The sequence below is a fragment of the Bradyrhizobium guangzhouense genome, assembly GCF_004114955.1.
Classification (GTDB): Bacteria; Pseudomonadota; Alphaproteobacteria; order Rhizobiales; family Xanthobacteraceae; genus Bradyrhizobium; species Bradyrhizobium guangzhouense.
On record NZ_CP030053.1, the window covers coordinates 6,496,957 to 6,514,768 of the forward strand.

Annotated in this window: 20 protein-coding genes; 4 read left to right on the top strand and 16 right to left on the bottom strand. The window is 64.6% G+C overall.

From position 1 onward, the window contains the following. Window positions 1–6: 6 nt before the first annotated feature. The 9 genes from XH91_RS30965 to XH91_RS31010 all read right to left on the bottom strand — a co-directional run bounded on the left by XH91_RS30965 (window position 7) and on the right by XH91_RS31010 (window position 7,998). A complete protein-coding gene (locus XH91_RS30965; protein ID WP_128954114.1) occupies window positions 7–747 on the bottom strand; it encodes an acetoacetate decarboxylase in 741 nt (246 codons plus the stop codon). A gap of 316 nt (window positions 748–1,063) precedes the next feature. After that, entirely contained in the window at window positions 1,064–1,402 is a 339-nt protein-coding gene (locus XH91_RS39110) for a hypothetical protein (RefSeq protein ID WP_164933688.1), read from the bottom strand. A gap of 100 nt (window positions 1,403–1,502) precedes the next feature. Next, window positions 1,503–2,222: an MgtC/SapB family protein gene (locus XH91_RS30975; RefSeq protein ID WP_128954116.1), complete on the bottom strand. Its 720-nt coding sequence runs from the start codon at window positions 2,220–2,222 to the stop codon at window positions 1,503–1,505. A gap of 30 nt (window positions 2,223–2,252) precedes the next feature. After that, window positions 2,253–3,272 carry a WD40 repeat domain-containing protein gene (locus tag XH91_RS30980; protein ID WP_164933679.1) on the bottom strand — a complete coding sequence of 340 codons (1,020 nt, stop codon included), beginning with the start codon at window positions 3,270–3,272 and terminating at the stop codon, window positions 2,253–2,255. Then, window positions 3,272–4,324, bottom strand: coding sequence for a CobW family GTP-binding protein (locus tag XH91_RS30985; protein WP_128954118.1), 1,053 nt, complete (start codon window positions 4,322–4,324; stop codon window positions 3,272–3,274). Before XH91_RS30985 ends, XH91_RS30980 begins: the two co-directional genes overlap by 1 nt. A 68-nt stretch (window positions 4,325–4,392) precedes the next feature. Next, window positions 4,393–5,256, bottom strand: a complete 864-nt coding sequence (locus tag XH91_RS30990; protein ID WP_128954119.1) for a metal ABC transporter substrate-binding protein — start codon at window positions 5,254–5,256, stop codon at window positions 4,393–4,395. A 2-nt stretch (window positions 5,257–5,258) separates the two neighbouring features. Next, complete coding sequence (locus XH91_RS30995; RefSeq protein ID WP_128954120.1) at window positions 5,259–6,128, bottom strand: metal ABC transporter permease; 870 nt, start codon at window positions 6,126–6,128, stop codon at window positions 5,259–5,261. Window positions 6,129–6,134: 6 nt separating this feature from the next. After that, window positions 6,135–6,890: a metal ABC transporter ATP-binding protein gene (locus XH91_RS31000; RefSeq protein ID WP_164933680.1), complete on the bottom strand. Its 756-nt coding sequence runs from the start codon at window positions 6,888–6,890 to the stop codon at window positions 6,135–6,137. Between the two features lie 511 nt (window positions 6,891–7,401). Beyond that, the gene (locus XH91_RS31010) at window positions 7,402–7,998 is read right to left on the bottom strand and encodes a superoxide dismutase (RefSeq protein ID WP_128954123.1); all 597 of its coding nucleotides are present in this window, start codon (window positions 7,996–7,998) and stop codon (window positions 7,402–7,404) included. Window positions 7,999–8,234: 236 nt separating this feature from the next. Between XH91_RS31010 and XH91_RS31015 the strand changes: the two genes are divergently transcribed. Then, window positions 8,235–8,762 carry a GNAT family N-acetyltransferase gene (locus tag XH91_RS31015; RefSeq protein ID WP_128954124.1) on the top strand — a complete coding sequence of 176 codons (528 nt, stop codon included), beginning with the start codon at window positions 8,235–8,237 and terminating at the stop codon, window positions 8,760–8,762. A 103-nt stretch (window positions 8,763–8,865) separates the two neighbouring features. Further along, entirely contained in the window at window positions 8,866–9,306 is a 441-nt protein-coding gene (locus XH91_RS31020; RefSeq protein WP_128954125.1) for a DUF2147 domain-containing protein, read from the top strand. Here the strand turns inward: XH91_RS31020 and XH91_RS31025 are convergent. Further along, window positions 9,303–10,454 (bottom strand): DUF3095 domain-containing protein, encoded by a 1,152-nt coding sequence (locus XH91_RS31025; RefSeq protein WP_128954126.1) that lies wholly within the window; start codon window positions 10,452–10,454, stop codon window positions 9,303–9,305. The two genes, XH91_RS31020 and XH91_RS31025, sit on opposite strands and share 4 nt — an antisense overlap. Window positions 10,455–10,645: 191 nt before the next feature. On the opposite strand from XH91_RS31025, the gene XH91_RS31035 reads away from it, so the two are divergent. Continuing rightward, window positions 10,646–11,065: a hypothetical protein gene (locus XH91_RS31035; RefSeq protein WP_245477251.1), complete on the top strand. Its 420-nt coding sequence runs from the start codon at window positions 10,646–10,648 to the stop codon at window positions 11,063–11,065. Between the two features lie 110 nt (window positions 11,066–11,175). Here the strand turns inward: XH91_RS31035 and XH91_RS31040 are convergent, their stop codons facing one another. From XH91_RS31040 to XH91_RS31060, 5 genes are all read right to left on the bottom strand, one after another. Then, window positions 11,176–11,391: a hypothetical protein gene (locus XH91_RS31040; protein WP_128954127.1), complete on the bottom strand. Its 216-nt coding sequence runs from the start codon at window positions 11,389–11,391 to the stop codon at window positions 11,176–11,178. A gap of 125 nt (window positions 11,392–11,516) precedes the next feature. After that, window positions 11,517–12,239, bottom strand: coding sequence for an SDR family NAD(P)-dependent oxidoreductase (locus XH91_RS31045; protein ID WP_128954128.1), 723 nt, complete (start codon window positions 12,237–12,239; stop codon window positions 11,517–11,519). Then, the gene (locus tag XH91_RS31050; protein WP_164933681.1) at window positions 12,232–13,614 is read right to left on the bottom strand and encodes a class I adenylate-forming enzyme family protein; all 1,383 of its coding nucleotides are present in this window, start codon (window positions 13,612–13,614) and stop codon (window positions 12,232–12,234) included. The genes XH91_RS31045 and XH91_RS31050 overlap by 8 nt, the downstream gene beginning before the upstream one ends. Further along, window positions 13,601–13,846, bottom strand: a complete 246-nt coding sequence (locus tag XH91_RS31055) for an acyl carrier protein (protein ID WP_128954130.1) — start codon at window positions 13,844–13,846, stop codon at window positions 13,601–13,603. The genes XH91_RS31050 and XH91_RS31055 overlap by 14 nt, the downstream gene beginning before the upstream one ends. A 151-nt stretch (window positions 13,847–13,997) precedes the next feature. After that, the gene (locus XH91_RS31060; protein ID WP_128954131.1) at window positions 13,998–15,812 is read right to left on the bottom strand and encodes a long-chain-acyl-CoA synthetase; all 1,815 of its coding nucleotides are present in this window, start codon (window positions 15,810–15,812) and stop codon (window positions 13,998–14,000) included. Between the two features lie 343 nt (window positions 15,813–16,155). Between XH91_RS31060 and XH91_RS31065 the strand changes: the two genes are divergently transcribed. Further along, entirely contained in the window at window positions 16,156–17,136 is a 981-nt protein-coding gene (locus XH91_RS31065) for a Bug family tripartite tricarboxylate transporter substrate binding protein (protein WP_128955052.1), read from the top strand. A 49-nt stretch (window positions 17,137–17,185) separates the two neighbouring features. Here the strand turns inward: XH91_RS31065 and XH91_RS31070 are convergent, their stop codons facing one another. After that, window positions 17,186–17,467 (bottom strand): DUF3551 domain-containing protein, encoded by a 282-nt coding sequence (locus XH91_RS31070; protein WP_128954132.1) that lies wholly within the window; start codon window positions 17,465–17,467, stop codon window positions 17,186–17,188. Window positions 17,468–17,812: the final 345 nt, after the last annotated feature.

Below are 17,812 nucleotides of genomic sequence, written 5' to 3' on the forward strand. Positions count from 1 at the left end.
GCCAAATTACCTGGCCATGTAGTCGAACGCCACGCTGCCGAGCCCGAGCGTCAGGTCCGCCTTGAAGTGCAGCGCCGAAACCACCTCGCGCACCGGCAACCGGGCGACATCGCAGAGCGCGTGAGGAAACAGGCCGAGCGCGGCGGGGCCGGTCCAGGCTTCCTTCAGCGTGATGTCCTCGAGATGGAAACGCACCAGCTCGCAGATCCGCGGGCTGCCGTCGACATGCGGGATGATCTTCAGGATGAAGTTCGGTGCCTTCATCGGCTGCAGCACCGCGTCGAGGTCGACCTTGCGGTGCTTGTAGCCCATGGTGGCGGAGGCACAGAGCACCGAGCCATAATGCAGCGAGCCGACCAGCACGTCGCTCTCGACCTCGATCTTCGGCCGCGCCAGCTTCTTCGGAAAGCCCCATAGCTCGCGGCCGCCGGCGATCGGGCCTTCGTCGTCGAGATACATCGCATGGGTATAGGCGCCGAGCTCACCCTTGAAGCGGACCGGGATCACCTGCCCGGTCTCGGTGTAATCGCCGAAGCCGGTCGAGTCGGGCATGCGGATGAATTCGTATTTCACCACCGGCTCCGCCACCTCGAGCGGCTCGGGCACGATGGCGGCAAGGGCTTCGGGATCGGTCCTGTAGGTGATGATGAAATATTCGCGGTTGAAAAAGCGATACGGCCCCGGCGGGAATGACGGGTTGGTGAGCGGCATCGAATAAGCGTTACGGCGAACGTCCTCGATCTTCATGGGAGCCCCATCTGTCGTTGGTTCGACAGATTATGGAGCGAGCCGCGCGCCGAGGCGAGATCGTAAAATCGGCATCGATCGTCACATACGCGTCAGAATGCGCGGCTGACGGATCGTCCGGGTCTGTTCCCGCAGGATATCGACATCAGCGATCCCCGGCAGGTTAGCAATGTTCTGGTGCGCTGAGGCTCGCCTCTGCTCGCCCGTCATTCCGGGGCGACGCGCAGCGTCGAGCCCGGAATCCATCCGGCGGCAGAGCGTAAGGACAAATGGATTCCGGGCTCGCGCTTCGCGCGCCCCGGAATGACAGAGAGACCTACTTCTTCTCGAGCGGGGGCGCGATCTTTTCGGCCGGGGCCGGCGGCAATGCCGGCTTGGCTGCACCGGCAGCGCCCTGCGTCTGCGGATCCGGACGGGCGGGCTCGGGGGCCGGCGTGGTCGGCCGCTCGCCGCCGGGTTTTGCCTCGGCGGGCGTCCTGGTCTGATCGTCGGAAGGCGTGCCCTGGAGCGGCTGGGTTGCCTGCGCCAGCTCCGTCCGGCTCTCCGCGCGGATCTGGGCCAGCGACACCACGGACACCACGACGCCCGCGGCGAAGAGCGCACAGGCAATCGTCAGGTCGAGCTTCAGATTTTGCTTGTCGTTCTGGCCGGTCATGTCGATCACCGCCTTTGTCCGGTGGATCAACGAAGTCGCACCATTGCGGTTCCGCGCCCGACACAGCGGGAACCGCTGTTCCCGCGCCAAAGCGCCACGCCTATTCCGTGGTGCTGACCTCCCAGGTGGCGTGGCGGACGCCGGGCAGATGCTGGAGATCAGTTGCCACCGCGTTCAGTTCGTTCGGATCGACCGCGGTCGCCACCAGCTTGGCGACGATCTCCAGCAGGTCGTCATCGCCGATCTCGGCCACATCGACGTCGGCCACCGGATATTTGGCGGCCTCGAGCTTGTCGATGAGGCGGTCGCGCATGTCGGGCAAGGCGTCGGTCGCGACCGCGAGCTTGAAGTAATAGGTCGCTTCCGACGCCCTTTCATTCAGCGGGATGCGGTTGATGGCATTGACCAGCGGGCGCAGCATCGTGTTGCCGGCGATGACGAACACGGTGAGCGCCGCGGCCTGCGCGACCATGTCGGCACCGGCGCAGGAGCCGACGGCGGCCGAGGACCACAGCGTCGCCGCCGTGTTGAGGCCACGCACGTCCATACCCTGCTTCATGATGACGCCGGCTCCCAGGAAGCCGATGCCGGAGACGACATAGGCAATCACGCGCACAGCGCCGTCGGCGCCGTCCAGATGCATGGCGAGATCGACGAAGGCCGCAGCGCCAACCGCGACCAGCACGTTGGTGCGCAGGCCGGCGGTGCGCTGGCGATATTGCCGCTCGGCACCGATCAGCGTGCCCAGCACGAAGGCCGTGAACAGGCTGATGAGCGTGTCGGCGAAGTCGGCAAGCTGGAAGGTCGTCAGAAAACGCATGAGTCCCTATACGGCCGGAACCATGACAGTTCAAAGCTCCAGCAGCCCGCCGTCCCCATTTTCGTCGGCGAAGGCCAGCAGCGTGCCCTTGGCATTCCAGGCCATCCCGGCCACCGGCGGCGTGCCGTTGCGGCGGACCAGGATTTCGGCGCCGTCCTCCATCCGCACCATCAGCACCGTGCCGTCGCTGTAGCCGCAGGCCAGGATGTCGTTCTTCGGATGGCAGGCCACCACCGCGACGCGCGCCTGCAGCGGCGCGAGCATCGCGGGCTCCTTGCCCATCGGGCCGTCCTTGCTGGCGAACGGCCAGATGATGACGGTGTCGGCACCCGAGGTCGCGAGCCCCTTGCCGCCGGCGCTCCAGGACATCGAACGGACGCGGCCGGGATAGCCGGTCATGCGCATGTGCCTGTTGTCGGCGAGCCGCCAGCCATGCAGGGCCGCTTCGTGCATCGAGGTGACCAGAAACTTGTTATCAGGGCTGAAGGTGACGCCGAGATGCGAACCGGCCCAGGGCAGGAATTCGGCCGAGCCTTCCATGTTCGGAAACCACAGCGTGGCGCCGTTGTAATGCGCGATCGCAAGCCGCAGGCCCTTCGGCGCGAAGGCGAGACCGCCGACGGTCGAGGGCACGTCGAGCGACTTCTCGTCAGTCTTGCCGCTCTTGACGGTCGCGGTCTTGCCGGCCGACCAGGCATAAGCCCCGTCGGGATGCAGCGCCACCGCATCGATCCAGCGCCGCTTCGGATCGGTGGCAAGCAGCGTCACCTCACCCTTGGCGTCGAGCGCGACGACCTTGCCGTCGTCACCGCCCATGATGAGGCGCTTGCCGTCGGAGGCAGCCGAGAGAATGCCGCCGCTGTGCACGGCAATCGTGGTGACCTCGCCCTTGTCGTCGACAAACGCGACGCTCTCCTCGCCGCCGACGAAGGCGGCGCGAGGGCCAAGAAAATGCACCGAGGTCACGCCCATGCCGAGCGTCACAGGCTTGACGCGGTCGGTGACGGAGACGATCGAGGCGGAATCGGGGGCCGGCGTGAACTCTTTCATCACGAGACGATGCAGCTCTCGAAACCTTCGCGAATGGCCTTCTCGGGCAATTCGCGGCCGATGAAGACGAGGCGGCTTTCGCGCTTCTCGCCCTCCTTCCATTTCCGCTGGTGGTTGCCCTCCAGCATCATGTGGACGCCCTGGAAAACGTAGCGGTCGTCGTCGTCGTGAAAGGCGAGGATGCCCTTGGAGCGCAGGATCTTGCCGCCCTCGACCTGCACCAGGTTCTGGAGCCAGGGCATGAAGACGTTCGGATCGAGCGGCTTATCGGTCTTGAGCGACAGCGATTGCATGTCCTCGTCGTGATAGTGCTTCAGGCCGTGACCGTGATCATGGTGGTGATCATGATCGTGGCCGTGATGGTGATGATGATCATGGTCGTGGTCATGATCGTCAGCCTCCAGAAAGGAGGGCTCGATGTCGAGGATGCGGTCGAGGTCGAACGCGCCGCGATCGAGCACGTCGGCCAGCGCCACCGAACAGCGCTCGGTGCGATGCAGCTTGGCATAGGGGTTGATACCGCGGATGCGGGCCTCGACCTCGGCGAGCTCACCCTTGGTGACGAGATCGGTCTTGTTCAGCACGATGACGTCGGCAAAGGCGATCTGGTTCTTGGCCTCGGGCGCGTCCTTGAGCCGATCGGACAGCCATTTGGCGTCGGCAACGGTGACGACCGCGTCGAGGCGGGCGTTCTTCTGCACGTCCTCGTCGACGAAGAACGTCTGGGCCACGGGCGCCGGATCGGCAAGACCGGTGGTCTCGACGATGATGGCGTCGAACTTGCCCTTGCGCTTCATCAGGCCGTCCATGATGCGGACGAGGTCGCCGCGCACGGTGCAGCAGATGCAGCCATTGTTCATCTCGAACACCTCCTCATCGGCGCCGATGATGAGGTCGTTGTCGATGCCGATCTCGCCGAATTCGTTGACGATGACGGCGTATTTCTTGCCGTGGTTCTCCGACAGGATGCGGTTCAAGAGCGTGGTCTTGCCGGCACCGAGATAGCCGGTCAGGACGGTCACGGGAATTTTCTGGGCGGTCGCTTCAGACATAACAACTCCGGACGTAGGCTGGTCGCGCGACGCGAGGCGGGGTCGCCCCGACGGGGGTGGCCCCTGCCCTAATGGTCAAGCGCGCTGGTCAGGGCCTTTATATTGTGCCTGACCATATCAATGTAAGTGGGTGCAAGCCCCTTTTCGCCGGTCAAACCGTCCGAAATCAGGGTCCCGCCGACCTTGGCGCCGGTCTCGGCCGCGATCCGCCGGATCAGGCGGTCATCGCTGATATTTTCCAGGAAAACGGCCGGGATTTTTTGGGCCTTGATCTGGCCGATGATGGCCGCGATGTCCCGCGCGCTGGGCTCGGTTTCGGTGGAGACGCCCAGGGGCGCGATGAACTGGACGCCGTATTCGGCGGCGAAATAGCCGAAGGCATCGTGGGTCGAGATCACCTTGCGCCGCTCAGGCGGGATTTTGGCGACGGCGTCGCGGACCTCGCGGTCGAGAGCTTCGAGCTTTTCCAGATAGGCCTTTGCCTCGGCGCGGAATAGATCCGCATCATCCGGGTCGGCCGCCACCAGCGCGCCTGTGATGTCGGCGACGTAGATCTTGGCATTGGGGACGGACTGCCAGGCGTGGGGATCGGCGGCAGAGCCCAGCTTCAGGGGCGCGATGCCGGCGCTCGCGATGACGACCTGCGCCTTGGCTCCGGATGACTGCACGAGACGCGGCAGCCATCCCTCCAGCCCGAGCCCGTTGACGATGACGAGCTTCGCTTCCGCCACGCGCTTCGCATCGCCGGGCGCCGGCGTGTAGACGTGCACGTCGCTATCGGGGCCCACCAGCGTCGTCAGATTGACCTTGCCGCCGCCGATCGCGCGGACGAAATCCGCCAGGATCGAGAAGCTCGCGACGACGTTGATCCGCTCAGCAGCTTGCAGTGGCGATGCCATCAGCAGCGAGGCCAAGACGACGAAGACGCGCATCGTCACGCCTCCAGATGCCGGCCGGGAAACATCTGCCTGACGAGGCCGCCGACGCGGCCGAACAGGACGGAGACAATGTAGATTGCGGTCGCCACCAGAATGATCGCAGGGCCTGAGGGCACGCGGGTCTGGAACGACAACACCAGGCCGGCATAGCCTGAAACCACGGCCGCGATGACCGCGATGCAGATCATCGCGGTGAGATCGCGCGACCAGAAACGCGCGATGCCGGCCGGCAGGATCATCAGGCCGACCGCGAGCAGCGTACCGAGCGCCTGAAAGCCGTTGACGAGGTTGATGACGACCAGTGCGAGGAAGGCGAGATGCGCGGGGCCGCCGGCGCGGCTGACGGTGCGCAGGAATAGCGGATCGACACTCTCGATCACCAGCGGGCGGTAGATCACCGCGAGCACCAGCAGCGTCACCGTGGCGTTGAAGGCGACCACCAGCAGCGTCTGGTCGTCCATCGCAAGGATGTTGCCGAACAGCACGTGCAACAGGTCGATATTGGTGCCTTTGATGGAAACGATGGTGACGCCCAGCGCCAGCGAGGCCAGATAGAAGGTCGCGAGCGAAGCGTCCTCCTTCAAGCCGGTCGAGCGCGCCACCACGCCGGCAAGGATCGCGACGGCAAAGCCCGCGATCAAGCCACCGGCGGTCATCGCGAACAGATTGAGGCCGGAGAGCAGGAAGCCGACGGCCGCACCGGGCAGGATCGCATGCGCCATGGCATCCCCGACCAGGCTCATCCGACGCAGCATCAGGAATACGCCGATCGGCGCGCCCGCCAGCGACAGTGCGATCACGGCGGCAAGCGCGCGCCGCATGAACTCGAATTCGGTGAACGGGCCGATCAGCGCGTCATAGACCATCTGCGATCACGCCGCCCGTGAACTGACATCGTCAGCCGCGCAGGCCGTGGCGCTGTCGTCGAAGGCTTCGCACATCCGCATCGCAACCATCAAATTCTCGGGCGTCAGCACCTCCGCGGTCGGCCCCCAGGCCACAGGGCCGCGCGCCAGAATCAGCGTTTCATCGAAATGGGTGCGCACCATCTCCATGTCGTGGAGCGCAGCGAGCACGGTGCGGCCCTCGCCGTGCCAATGCTTCACCAGCGCGAGCAGATCGGCGGTGGTCTTGCTGTCGATGGCGTTGAAGGGCTCATCGAGCACGATCAGCCGCGCATCCTGGAGCAGCACGCGCGCGAACAGCACGCGCTGCATCTGCCCGCCGGAGAGCGTGCCGATTGGTCGGTTCTCGAAGCCGTTGAGGCCCACGGACGCAATCGCGCGAAGGATCTTTGCGCGCGCGGCCTTGCCGATGCCGCCGAACAGGCCGGTCCCGCGCCACAGCCCGGTGCCGACGAAATCGAACACCGAGATCGGGAAGGTCCGGTCGATGTCTGCGCTCTGCGGCAGATAGGCGATGTCGCGGGCGTCCAACCCGCCGAGATGGATGCTGCCGTCGAGCGGTTTGAGGATGCCGACGATGCCGCGCAGCAGGGTCGACTTGCCGGCGCCATTGGGGCCGATCACGGCGACCAGCGCGCCTGATGCGACCTCGCCATTGAGATGGTGCACGGCCGGATGGCGGTCATAGCCGAGCGTGACGTTGCGGAAGGCGAGCTGGGCCATGGTCACCTCATCGCCAGCCAAACGATGCCCCAGAGCACGGCACAGACCGCCACGGCCGCCGACAGACGGCCGGCCATCGTCATGCGCAGGATCGACCAGGGCGCGTCCTGGGCCGGATGCGGCGAGGCGGCGTCGTGGACATGGGCATGGGTGTGGTCGTGCCCGTGCGAATGCCCGTGGTCGTGGGAATGGCCAAGGGGTTGGCCAAGGGAGTGGCCATGGGAGTGGCCGGAATGACTATGGGCGTGATCGTGGTGGTGGGTGGGGGACGCGGCGGGAACCATGGGAATGATGTTATATTATAACATTACGCCTGTCCACGGCCCGCTCTGGGGGGCCCCGGGCGGTGCCGCGCGGGGCAATTCCGCACAGCAAAAAGGCGGCCGCGCAGGCGACCGCCTTTTTGTCATTCCGGGGCGGCGCGTTCGCGCCGAGCCCGGGATCCATCGAGCGTCAATCCGCACGGATAAATGGATTCCGGGCTCGCGCTTGGCGCGCCCCGGAATGACGCTCACGCCTTCTCGAGCAGCGACTCGACGTAGTCCCAGTTCACGAGGTTTTCGACGAACGCCTTCAGATAATCAGGACGGCGGTTGCGATAGTCGATGTAGTAGGAGTGCTCCCAGACGTCGCAGCCGAGGATCGGGGTGGCGCCATGCACCAGCGGGTTCTCGCCGTTCGGGGTCTTGGAAATCTCGAGCTTGCCGTTCTTGACCTGGAGCCAGCACCAGCCCGAGCCGAACTGGCCGACGCCGGCCGCCTGGAAGTCGGTCTTGAACTTCTCGAAGCCGCCGAGGTCCTCGTTGATCTTCTTCTCAAGCTTGCCCGGCAGCTTGGTGCCGCCGCCATTGGGCTTCATCCAGCTCCAGAAGTGGATGTGGTTGTAGTGCTGGCCGGCGTTGTTGAATACCGCGGGATTCTTGCCGAACGAGCCCTTGACGATCTCTTCAAGGGACTTGCCTTCCCATTCGGTGCCCTTGAGCGCGTTGTTGCCGTTGGTGACGTAGGCCTGATGATGCTTGTCGTGGTGGAATTCCAGCGTCTCCTTCGACATGAACTGGCCGAGGGCGTCATAGGCGTAGGGGAGTGGGGGCAGCGTGAATGTCATGGGTTCTTGTCCGCAACTGGTGGGGAACGTGTTCTAACGGTCACCCCTTATAGAAGGTTCCTGCGCCGTTAAATACCGCCAATTTGCGAAAAGGCGCGATGCGATCGCGTGGATCGATTGCGCAACTTCGCCGCGGGCACGTGCATGTTCACTCCGACGTGCTGCAAAATATCATTGCCTTTGAAGCGGTTATGACAGAACGAATGCACCGTGCAGCCGGGGACCAAGGCAGAGCCATGAGCATCGAAATCGACATATTGAACGGCGACGCCTCGTGGCCGATCGCAAGGCCGCTACATCAGGCCGTCTGGGGACCTGACATCGTCGAGAAGCTGCCCTGGGGACACGTCAAATGGGCCAATGCCGATCTGCGCGTGCTGATCGAGACGCCCGAGGACGGCCTCGTCTGCCATGTCGGCATCTACTTTCGCACCGTCACCTGGAATGGACAGAAGGTGCATGTCGGCGGCATCGGCGGCGTCTGCACGCGTGAGGATCGCCGCAACAGGGGCTATGCGACCATGGCGATCGACGCGGCCGTGCACACCATGCGCGCCAACGAGGCGGTGCGCTTTGCGCTGCTGTTCTGCGAGCCGCACAATGTCGCATTCTATCAGGCCCGCAGCTGGTTGCCCTTCAAGGGCGAGGTCTATTGCGAGCAGCCGGAGGGGCGCATCCGCTTCGACCACATGGCTCCCTATGTCTTCAACATCGTCCGCGCGCCGACGCTCGGCACCATCGACCTGTGCGGCCTGCCCTGGTGAGAGCTTCGCCCGGGCAAATGCGCGCGGGAATGTGATTCCATCAGGCGTTGCACGATCCCAATTTGCTGCTATTGAGACGCCTCCATTCCGAGGTCCTCATCCCATGTCCCGCAGATTCGCCGTTCTCGCCGTGCTTCTGGCTGCCCTGTCGGGCGCGACGACCGCAGAGGCCCAGAGCGCGGAGGCAAGCGGGACCTGGCTCACGCAAGCGGGCGATGCCCGCGTCAAAATCAGCAAATGCGGCGGCGGCATCTGCGGCCATATCGTCTGGCTGCGCGAGCCCATGGACACCGCGACCGGCCAGCCCGCGACTGACAGCAAAAATCCCAATCCCGCGCTCGCCAAGCGGTCGATGATCGGACTGCCGCTGTTCTCCGGCATGCAGCCCGCAGGGCCGGGCAAATGGTCGGGCCAGATCTACAATGCCGATGACGGCAACACCTATGCGAGCAGCATCACGGTGACGTCAGCCGTGGCGTTGCGGGTCGAAGGCTGCGTCGGCGCGCTCTGCGGCGGCGAGACCTGGAGCCGCGTCGGGCGCTAGCTCGCCGCCGCCATCGCCTTCAGCGCCGTTGCCGCCGAGGCGTAGCCGCCGCGCGCGCCGTCAATGAAGTGCACATGATCGCTGCGCAGCGCCGAGGGCGTGAAGCAGGTCATCATCGCGGCGTCCTGCTGATAGAGGCCGTAGCGCACGACACCGTCGCGTGCGGCCACGGCGAGGCGATCGCTCAAGGCGCGCTCGAGCTCGACCGTGCAGTCGAGGATCATGCGCAGGCCGTCGTCATATTTGCGGAAGTCGGAATTCTCGACCACCTGGCGCTTGTAGACCTTTGGCAGAAAGCCGCCGGCCTTGATGTCGAAGCGCATCAGGATATAGGCGAAAAACGTGAAGGCGAGCAGGCCGGCGCGGCGTCTGAACAACGACCCTCCGCGGGTCGCCCGCGCCTCATAGTCGAGCCCCTGGGGCGGCCATTTCAGCGGCGGCCCCTGCGGTGGCACGGGACGGCCCGCATCCGGACTGCGCTCGACCAGATGGATGATGTCCTCGATCACCCTGCGGAACGCGAGCGGATCGACGCCGGCAGCCGGCATCACCAGCACCGACAGGATCAGCCCACGCGAGGCGGGCATCACCTCGAAGCGGCAGGACAGGCCGGAGAGATCAGGCTGCGTGCCTGATGGCGCCTCGGTCACCGCGAACTCGCCGCGCTTCATCGCCGCGTCAGCCCAGGCAAGTCCGCCGCCGGAGAACATGGCATAGGACAAATTGGCCGACGGGCCGAAACGGGCAACGCGCACGTCGAGACCCCTGGCGCGGATGGCACTGACGGGCACCAGCGCGACGCGCATCTTCAGATCAAGGTCTTCCCGCACCCAGGTCGCGGTTGCCGCCAGCGCTTCTCGCGCCAGTTCGAGATCATCGGGGGCAACAGCGAAACTTGCGCCGTCGCCGCCGAACACGAAAGGAAATTCGCGGCCCTCCAGCGCGTTCGTCACCGCCGCGATCACGGCGGCCCCGGCCATGTTGACCGCCTTGTAGCGCTGCGCCGCGATGGCCTTGGTGGAATCGACGATGTCGGCGACGCCGACGTACCAGTCGTCAGGCAGCGGCGAATACAGCGCAGGGTCCATCAGGCTGGTGAAGCCGCGGAAGACAGGGATGCTGCCGTAAAAGGATTCGCCTGGGATCATCTGACGATGCCGGATGGTTGGGACGCGTCCGAACGAGATACGCGGCAGGACCGATCCGGGTTCACCCCGGGACGTCCCGCTCGAGGCCGTGATGTTTGGCCGAAATGGCGCCGAACGACAAGGTCGCGCCGCGCCGCAATGCCGCATCTCGTCTTTGATCGGCATCAAACAGCCCGCCGGGGAGCATGCTTATGCTTCATCGTTCTATGGGTCGCACGGGACCATCAGGGGTGTCTGACTTCGGCAACAAGGATTCCGACCGTCCGGTACGTCGACGTACCGGGCTCGACATCGTCAGCGCCGTCAAGATGCCGGAGGCGCTGACCGAGGCCGTGGACGCCTGGGCTGAGGCCCAGCAATTGTCGCGCGCCGATGCGATCTGCAAATTGGTCGAGCTCGGTCTCAGGATCGCTCCGGCAGCGCCGACGCCACCGCAAATCACGGTTGCATCCGACGCCGCCAGAATCGAAGAGATCGCCGTGCACGAGATCGAGGCATTGCTCGATCCCGCCCTGCCCGCGGACGAACGCGAACGCCGCATTCGCCGTCTGACCGAAGGGCCGCCGGAATTCTCGCACGCACGGATTGATCTTCCGAAACCCCAGACATAGGCGCGGACGCTGAAGCGCGATGAGATCAGGATGAATCGTCATCGCGCTTCAGGTTATGGTTTGAGCATGATCTTGCCGGAAAACCGCTCCACACTTTTCCGGATCATGCTCTAGTGCAGCTTCTCGTCCTGGCGCTTGCGCAAGCTCGGCGACGGCGCATCATGACAGCCGATCAGCCGCACGAATTGCTGCGGATGCATTTCGTAACCGTGGCTGCCGGAATTTTGATGCGACATTGGCGGGCAGCGCGCTTCGTCCACTCTCGCAGGCGATGGCTCCGCGGAGGCCCGGCCCTGGCTCACGGCATTGACATTTGGCGTTGCCATGGACTGCTCCCTTTCGTTAGGGCAGCTCGATTGACATAACCCAATCGATGACGTGACATCTTACGACCAAATCCGGCCTGTTGTCATTGCGCCGGATCAACGCCATTCGTCGGCCCGGCTCAGGCTCAGGCCGTGTTCCCGGCATCGATCGTGAACACCGTGCCGGTCACGTTGCGACCGCCGTCGCCGAGCAGGTACTCAACCATTCGTGCGACGTCGTCGGTCTCCGGCAGGCGGCGCAGCGCGCTGCGCCCGGCTATACGCTTGCGGCCCTCGTCGGAGAGCGTGTGCGTGAGTTCGGTATCGATGAAGCCGGGCGCAATCGCGTTCACCGTGATGCCGAGCTTGCCGACCTCGCGCGCGAGCGAGCGGGTGAAGCCGGTCGCCGCGGCCTTGGTCGCACCATAGACCGAGAGGCCGTTATAGCCTGTGGTCGCGATGATCGAGGAGATGTTGATGATGCGCCCGGCGCCATCAGCCATCATCTGGCGCGCGACATATTTGGTGAGGATGATCGGCGACAGCACGTTGAGCTGCACCAGCGCTTCGATCTCCGAATTGTGCATGGTGGCGAGCAGGCCTTCGGTACCGAGGCCGGCATTGTTGACGAGCCCGTAGATCGGGCCGAATTCGTCGCGCACGAGCTTTGCGAAAGCCGGGATCGCATCGATCACCGAGAGATCGCACGCACGGAAATGCAGACGTCCCTCGGAGGCGGCGATCGCAGCCGTGAGCTCGTCGCTCTCGCGCCGCGCGGCCGCGATCACGTTGTAGCCTGCGCCGATGAGGCGCCTGCCGATCGCAAGGCCAATGCCGCGGCTGCCGCCGGTGACGAGGACATTATGCATCGGTGCGCGCCAGTTTTCCGGCCGGAGTGACGTCGAGCGCCTCGACGAAGCGGATCACGGCCGGCACCTTGTGCGAGGCGAGCTGCGCACGGCACTGATCCAGGATCTGGTCGCGGATCTCTTTGGCCCGTCCCGGATCGGTGCCTTCAGTGAGGATCACGTCGGCCACGACGATACCACCGGTGATCGGGCTGCGGCGCGACTTGGCCCGCGACATCCTGACGTCAGGATGCCGGTTGATCGCCGCCTCGATCTCTTCGGGGTGAACCTTCAGCCCGCCGATATTGATGATGCCGCCGCGGCGGCCGACGAAATAATAGCGGTCGCCCCGCAACTCGACGATATCGCCGCTGTCGACGAAACCGTCAGCATCGGTGAGCGCCGCCGCGTTGCGGCCGATATAAGCGTGCGCCGTGCGCGTCGAGCGAATGCGCAGCGAGCCATCGACGACCTTCATCTCGACGCCGTTGCGATTGCCGAGATAATCGGCCGGAAATCCTTCGAGCCCGTCATTGACGGCGAAGCCGACGCCGGCCTCGGTCGAGGCGTAGGCGTGGCCGACGGAGGAATCGGGAAATGCGGCCTTCAGCCCGTCGAGCACCGCCTGGTCGGCGATCTCACCGGAGAGACGAACGTAACCCGGCGCGAATTGCGCAGCCGAACCGCTCATCAACAGCTTGCGCCAGTGCGACGGCGTGCCGGAGATGTGGGAGACCGCGCGCGCATTCAATCGCGCAACGTGATCGGCGAGCGCTTCATGCGGGTCCGACAACACCATCGAGCCACCGGACAGGATGGCGCGGAGAAAGATCTGCAAGCCGCCATAGCGGCGGATGTCATAGAACGTGGCCCAGACAGGCGCGGGTCCCTTGGCCGGGCCTTCGGCGACGATCGCGCCGGTGAGCGCTTCCAGCGTATGACCAACGATCTTCGGCACGCCCGAGGTGCCCGACGTCAGCATCAGCCATTCGGTCGCGCGTTCGGTCTTCGCGGGCGTGGTGGTTTGGAGCGGCAATCGTGCGGTGACGACCAGCGACACGCCGGCTTCGGCCCAGCGATCGGGCTGGTCGGTGACGACGGCGTCGATCCCGGCATCCGCGATCAAAGCGTCAAGATGCGCCGGATCGAGGTCGGGCGGGCACAGCAGCATGCGGCCTGCGATGCCGTCGAGCTCGATCATGGCAAGGCCGGAGCGGAGCTGGTCCGACAGCTTGAGCAGGACGGCCCGGCCGGACAGCTCGCGCAAGCGGCCGCCCAGCACGGTCTGCGACACGATGTCGGTCAGCGACACGACATCGTGCGCGTCCGACAGCGTACGTCCCTTCAGCTCCGCGCCGAGATGGTCGCGGAGCGCAAAGATCTCACGCGGGGACATTTTCGTAGGCCCGCACGAAATCACCCACGGTGGCGGGGAACGCGGCGTCCTCGGAAATGGTGAAGGGGTCGACGCCGGTTTCGTCTTCGAGACGGGCGACAAGGATCGCGAAGGCGAGCGAGTCGAAGCCCGTCTCATGCAGGGACAGATCGTCCGTGAGCGCGGGAAGCGTGACGTGCTGTTCCTTGGCGATCTGCTGGATCGCCTCGATGACCTTGGACCGTACCGACATGGCTGGCTCGCTTCTTCCTGAGTTAATCGACCGTATGTCTTGCGGCGGCTCTTGATGACCGCCTCCCATGGCCGTCTGTTTACCCGACAGAAGTAAATGGCCTCTTGGACAATTCAGATAAAATTGGACCTATCTGCCGATTTTGCCGCGGCTAAAGCCTGATCGTTCCGTCGACGATCTGCGCAAAAACATCTGAATCGAGCGCGATATACGCGCCGGATTTCGGCTCCAACATGAACAGCGGCTCGGCGATCGCGGCCGGGTCAAATCCCTCGCGCGCGAGGTCGCCCTTCTTCTGTTTGAAGGTCTCGGTCGCATCGAGCTCGCGCGAGACGCGGATGAAGACCGGGCAAGCATAGGCCGGCAGGCGTTGGGCGAGATGAGCCGGCAGCATTTCGAGGTCAAAACCCTCGTTAACCACGATCGCGCTCATTCCGGCACGGCCATCCGCGCCGGGAATACTGACGCCATAGGTCGTGGCATCGACCACGCCGGTAAAATCGCGCACGGCGTCATTGACCTCCGAGGTCGCGACGTTCTCGCCCTTCCAGCGGAAAGTGTCGCCGATGCGATCGACGAAATGGAAGAAGCCCTTGTCGTCGAGCCGCATCAGATCGCCGGTGCGGAACCAGGCATCGCCCCTGGCAAAGACGTCGCGCAAAATCTTCTTCTCGGTCTCACCGGCGTCGGTATAGCCCTCGAAGCGACCGCCCCCCTCCTCGGCCTTGCCGATGCGGCCAATCGCCTCGCCGGCCTCGCCGCGGACGCAGGCGATGCAGAATCCCTCGTCGTTGCGCAGCGGCGCGCCGCTGTCGGGGTCGAGCTTGACGAGACTTGCCGGAAAGCGATGCGCCAGCAACGGCGGGATGCGGCCGATGGCGCCCTTCTGTCCCTCGACATTGAACAGCGAGAAATTACCTTCGGTCGCGGCATAGAATTCGAGGATGCGCGGAATCGCGAAGCGGCTCTGGAAATCCTCCCAGATATCGCCGCGCAGGCCGTTGCCGCAGACCAGCCGCAATCGGTGGCGGTTCTCGTATTCCGACGGCGGCGCCTTGAGCAGATAGCGGCAAAGCTCGCCGATATACTGAAACAGCGTGCAATCGTGCCTGACGATGTCGGGCCAGAAATTCGACGCCGAGAACTTCTCCGCGATCACCACCGAGCCGCCGGCAGCCAGCATGCTGCACGGCGCGACGATGCCACCGACCGAATGGAACAGCGGCAGGCAGTCATAGAGCCGATCCTGCGGCGTCGCGCCAGTGAGGCCGGCGAACCAAAAGCCCCAATTGAGGATGCGGCGATGGCTGATGCTGGCAGCTTTCGGCAAGCCCGTCGTGCCCGACGTGTAGATCAGCAGCGCGCGGTCATCGATGCTGACGCCGCCGTGCTCCTCCGGCAACAGCGGTCCGTCGTCGAGCGCGGCGAGGGCGACATCGATCGCGCGCTCGCTGCGGGCATCGCCATGGGTCCAGATTTTCGCCTCGGTCTTCAGATGCGGCATTGCGCTGTCCAGCGTCTCCGTCAACGCGTGCGCGACGATGAGATGGGTGGGCTTTGCCACATCGATGCAATGCGCCAGCGACTGACCGACAAGTTTGGTATTCAGCAGTGCGACCACGCCGCCGACGCGGCTGATGCCGAGCCAGGCCGCCACATAATCAATGCCATTCGGCATGATCAGGCCGACTGTGTCACCCTTGACGACGCCCACCGAGCGCGCCCAGCGCGCATAGCTGATAATGCGCTTCGACAGGCTGTCATAGTCGAGCGTGGCATCGTCCGTGACCAGTGCGACGCGATCGGGTTGGCGCCGCGCCCAATCGTCGACGACGTCGGCGAACAGCCGCCCGGGCAGCGTCTCGATCCGCGCGGTCAGCTCGATCGCCTTCAACCAGATCTTTGAGGCCGAAGGCGCGCGTGCGGCCTTCGCTTGCTCGATGACACCGGTGGTCATGCCGTTCATTCTTTCGGACGGTATCCGCTTGTTGCCTCAAGCTTAGCCCGCGCGCCCTGCCCAGGTGTTAAGAGACAAGGTAAAAGCCCGTTAGCGCGCGATTAACCGCGATCATCCTTTACCAATCCGACGGGATCGGCGTGCGGCCTGGCGTGTTTCTTGCGATAGCAAATACGGCGGCTGCGCGTACTTTCCCTCTCCCCTTGTGAGAGAGGGTGGTGCGCGTAAGCGCGACGGGTGAGGGGTCTGTCTCCACAGAGACAATCTCACGAGTGGATAAAGCCCCTCATCCGGCGCTTCGCGCCACCTTCTCCCACAAGGGGAGAAGGAAGAGGAGAGCGGGATGCAGATGATGATCACCAGGCGACATTTGCTTCGGGGCGCGGCTGGCGCCGCAGCTGCGCTCGCAGCGCCGCGCGCCTTTGCCGTCGGCAATCCATCCTATCCATCACGCAGCGTGAAATGGGTGGTGCCTTACGCACCGGGCGGCGCGACCGATGTGCTGTCACGGCTGATCTGCCGACGGCTGTCCGACCGGCTCGGCCAGACATTCATCGTCGAGAACAAGCCCGGTGCGGGCAGCAATATCGGAACGCAGGCCGTGATCAGCTCCGCACCGGACGGATACACGCTGCTGCTGACCTCGACCGCGAACGCGATCAACGCCTCGTTCGATCCGGCGATGCCGTATGATTTCGCCAAGGGCATCACGCCGGTCGCCGGCGTCGCGCGCATTCCGCTGGTGCTGGTCGTCAGCAACGATTTACCGGTGAAGAGCGTCGCCGACTTCATCGCCTATGCCAAGGCCAATCCCGGCAAGATGTCGATCGCGTCCTCCGGCATCGGCACCTCGCTGCATCTCTCCGGCGAGCTGTTCAAGTCGATGGCGGGCGTGCAGTTCGCGCACGTGCCGTACCGTGGCTCCGCGCCGGGCCTGACCGATGTGATGAGCGGCCAGATCCAGGGCATGTTCGACAATGTCACCTCGTCTTTCGAGCTGGTGCGTGCGGGCAAGCTGCGCGCACTCGGCGTCACCACGCGCGAGCGCTCGGACATCCTGCCCGACGTGCCGCCGATCGCGGACACGTTACCCGGCTACGAGACGTCGTCCTTCTACGGCGTCGGCGCGCCCTACGACACGCCGCGCGAGATCGTCGACCTGCTCAATCGCGAGGTCGATGCGGCTTTGTCCGACTCCGGGATCAAGGCCCGCATCGCCGAGCTCGGCGCGATCCCGCTGCACGGCAATGCCGGCGAGTTCGCCAGCATGCTCTCCGCCGAGACCGAGCGCTGGCGCAAGGTGGTCGAGCTATCGGGGATCAAGAAGGAATAGCTTGCAGCGCCTGCGCGGCAAGACGTCCCTCGGAAATCGCACCACCCGGTCAGTACACCTTCCTGTGGCGCTTGCTCGGCGAAGGCGCCCGCTCGTCGAAAGCGTAGTAAGGATTGACGTCACAGCTGGCTGCACGGCCCGAGGCCGAGGCGCGGCACTGCGGCAGCGACGTGAAGGAGCAGTCGAACCAGCCGCCGCCGCCACCACTCAAGCCGCCGCCCGAATAGACGTGCATGCACACCGGGTAGCGCGGATCATAGGTCTGGGCGCTGGCGTCCGCCGCGGCGAACAGCCCCGCAATCGCGGTGAGGGTCAGGAGAGACAGGCGCATCGGACTTTTCCTCGATTAGGTCACAACGACAGGTGTTATGCCATTTCCGTATGGCACAGCCGCGCGGTAGAAGCGATCGTTCCTATCCATACCTCTCCCGCTTGTGACACACACCGGGAAACCATCCGACACGCCCCTGCAGCGATCTGAAACCGCGAAGGCGCGACGTGCCGGACCTGCGTTGAACGCATATCTCTCGATGACAAATCTTGGACAAAGGTCGCACGCCATCAGAGCAGGAAACTATTCGCAGGCGAGGGCGAACGGACTAGTCTTTCAATGACAACGCCGGCCCCCGGACCGATGACGTTCCGGGGCAATCAACAAACATGCGGGCTGAAGGAA

Bases quoted from the DNA above. Each gene is read 5' to 3' on its own strand.
- XH91_RS30965 (WP_128954114.1), bottom strand. From the start codon at position 747: ATGAAGATCGAGGACGTTCGCCGTAACGCTTATTCGATGCCGCTCACC.
- XH91_RS39110 (WP_164933688.1), bottom strand. From the start codon at position 1,402: ATGACCGGCCAGAACGACAAGCAAAATCTGAAGCTCGACCTGACGATT.
- XH91_RS30975 (WP_128954116.1), bottom strand. From the start codon at position 2,222: ATGCGTTTTCTGACGACCTTCCAGCTTGCCGACTTCGCCGACACGCTC.
- XH91_RS30980 (WP_164933679.1), bottom strand. From the start codon at position 3,272: ATGAAAGAGTTCACGCCGGCCCCCGATTCCGCCTCGATCGTCTCCGTC.
- XH91_RS30985 (WP_128954118.1), bottom strand. From the start codon at position 4,324: ATGTCTGAAGCGACCGCCCAGAAAATTCCCGTGACCGTCCTGACCGGC.
- XH91_RS30990 (WP_128954119.1), bottom strand. From the start codon at position 5,256: ATGCGCGTCTTCGTCGTCTTGGCCTCGCTGCTGATGGCATCGCCACTG.
- XH91_RS30995 (WP_128954120.1), bottom strand. From the start codon at position 6,128: ATGGTCTATGACGCGCTGATCGGCCCGTTCACCGAATTCGAGTTCATG.
- XH91_RS31000 (WP_164933680.1), bottom strand. From the start codon at position 6,890: ATGGCCCAGCTCGCCTTCCGCAACGTCACGCTCGGCTATGACCGCCAT.
- XH91_RS31010 (WP_128954123.1), bottom strand. From the start codon at position 7,998: ATGACATTCACGCTGCCCCCACTCCCCTACGCCTATGACGCCCTCGGC.
- XH91_RS31015 (WP_128954124.1), top strand. From the start codon at position 8,235: ATGAGCATCGAAATCGACATATTGAACGGCGACGCCTCGTGGCCGATC.
- XH91_RS31020 (WP_128954125.1), top strand. From the start codon at position 8,866: ATGTCCCGCAGATTCGCCGTTCTCGCCGTGCTTCTGGCTGCCCTGTCG.
- XH91_RS31025 (WP_128954126.1), bottom strand. From the start codon at position 10,454: ATGATCCCAGGCGAATCCTTTTACGGCAGCATCCCTGTCTTCCGCGGC.
- XH91_RS31035 (WP_245477251.1), top strand. From the start codon at position 10,646: ATGCTTCATCGTTCTATGGGTCGCACGGGACCATCAGGGGTGTCTGAC.
- XH91_RS31040 (WP_128954127.1), bottom strand. From the start codon at position 11,391: ATGGCAACGCCAAATGTCAATGCCGTGAGCCAGGGCCGGGCCTCCGCG.
- XH91_RS31045 (WP_128954128.1), bottom strand. From the start codon at position 12,239: ATGCATAATGTCCTCGTCACCGGCGGCAGCCGCGGCATTGGCCTTGCG.
- XH91_RS31050 (WP_164933681.1), bottom strand. From the start codon at position 13,614: ATGTCCCCGCGTGAGATCTTTGCGCTCCGCGACCATCTCGGCGCGGAG.
- XH91_RS31055 (WP_128954130.1), bottom strand. From the start codon at position 13,846: ATGTCGGTACGGTCCAAGGTCATCGAGGCGATCCAGCAGATCGCCAAG.
- XH91_RS31060 (WP_128954131.1), bottom strand. From the start codon at position 15,812: ATGAACGGCATGACCACCGGTGTCATCGAGCAAGCGAAGGCCGCACGC.
- XH91_RS31065 (WP_128955052.1), top strand. From the start codon at position 16,156: ATGATCACCAGGCGACATTTGCTTCGGGGCGCGGCTGGCGCCGCAGCT.
- XH91_RS31070 (WP_128954132.1), bottom strand. From the start codon at position 17,467: ATGCGCCTGTCTCTCCTGACCCTCACCGCGATTGCGGGGCTGTTCGCC.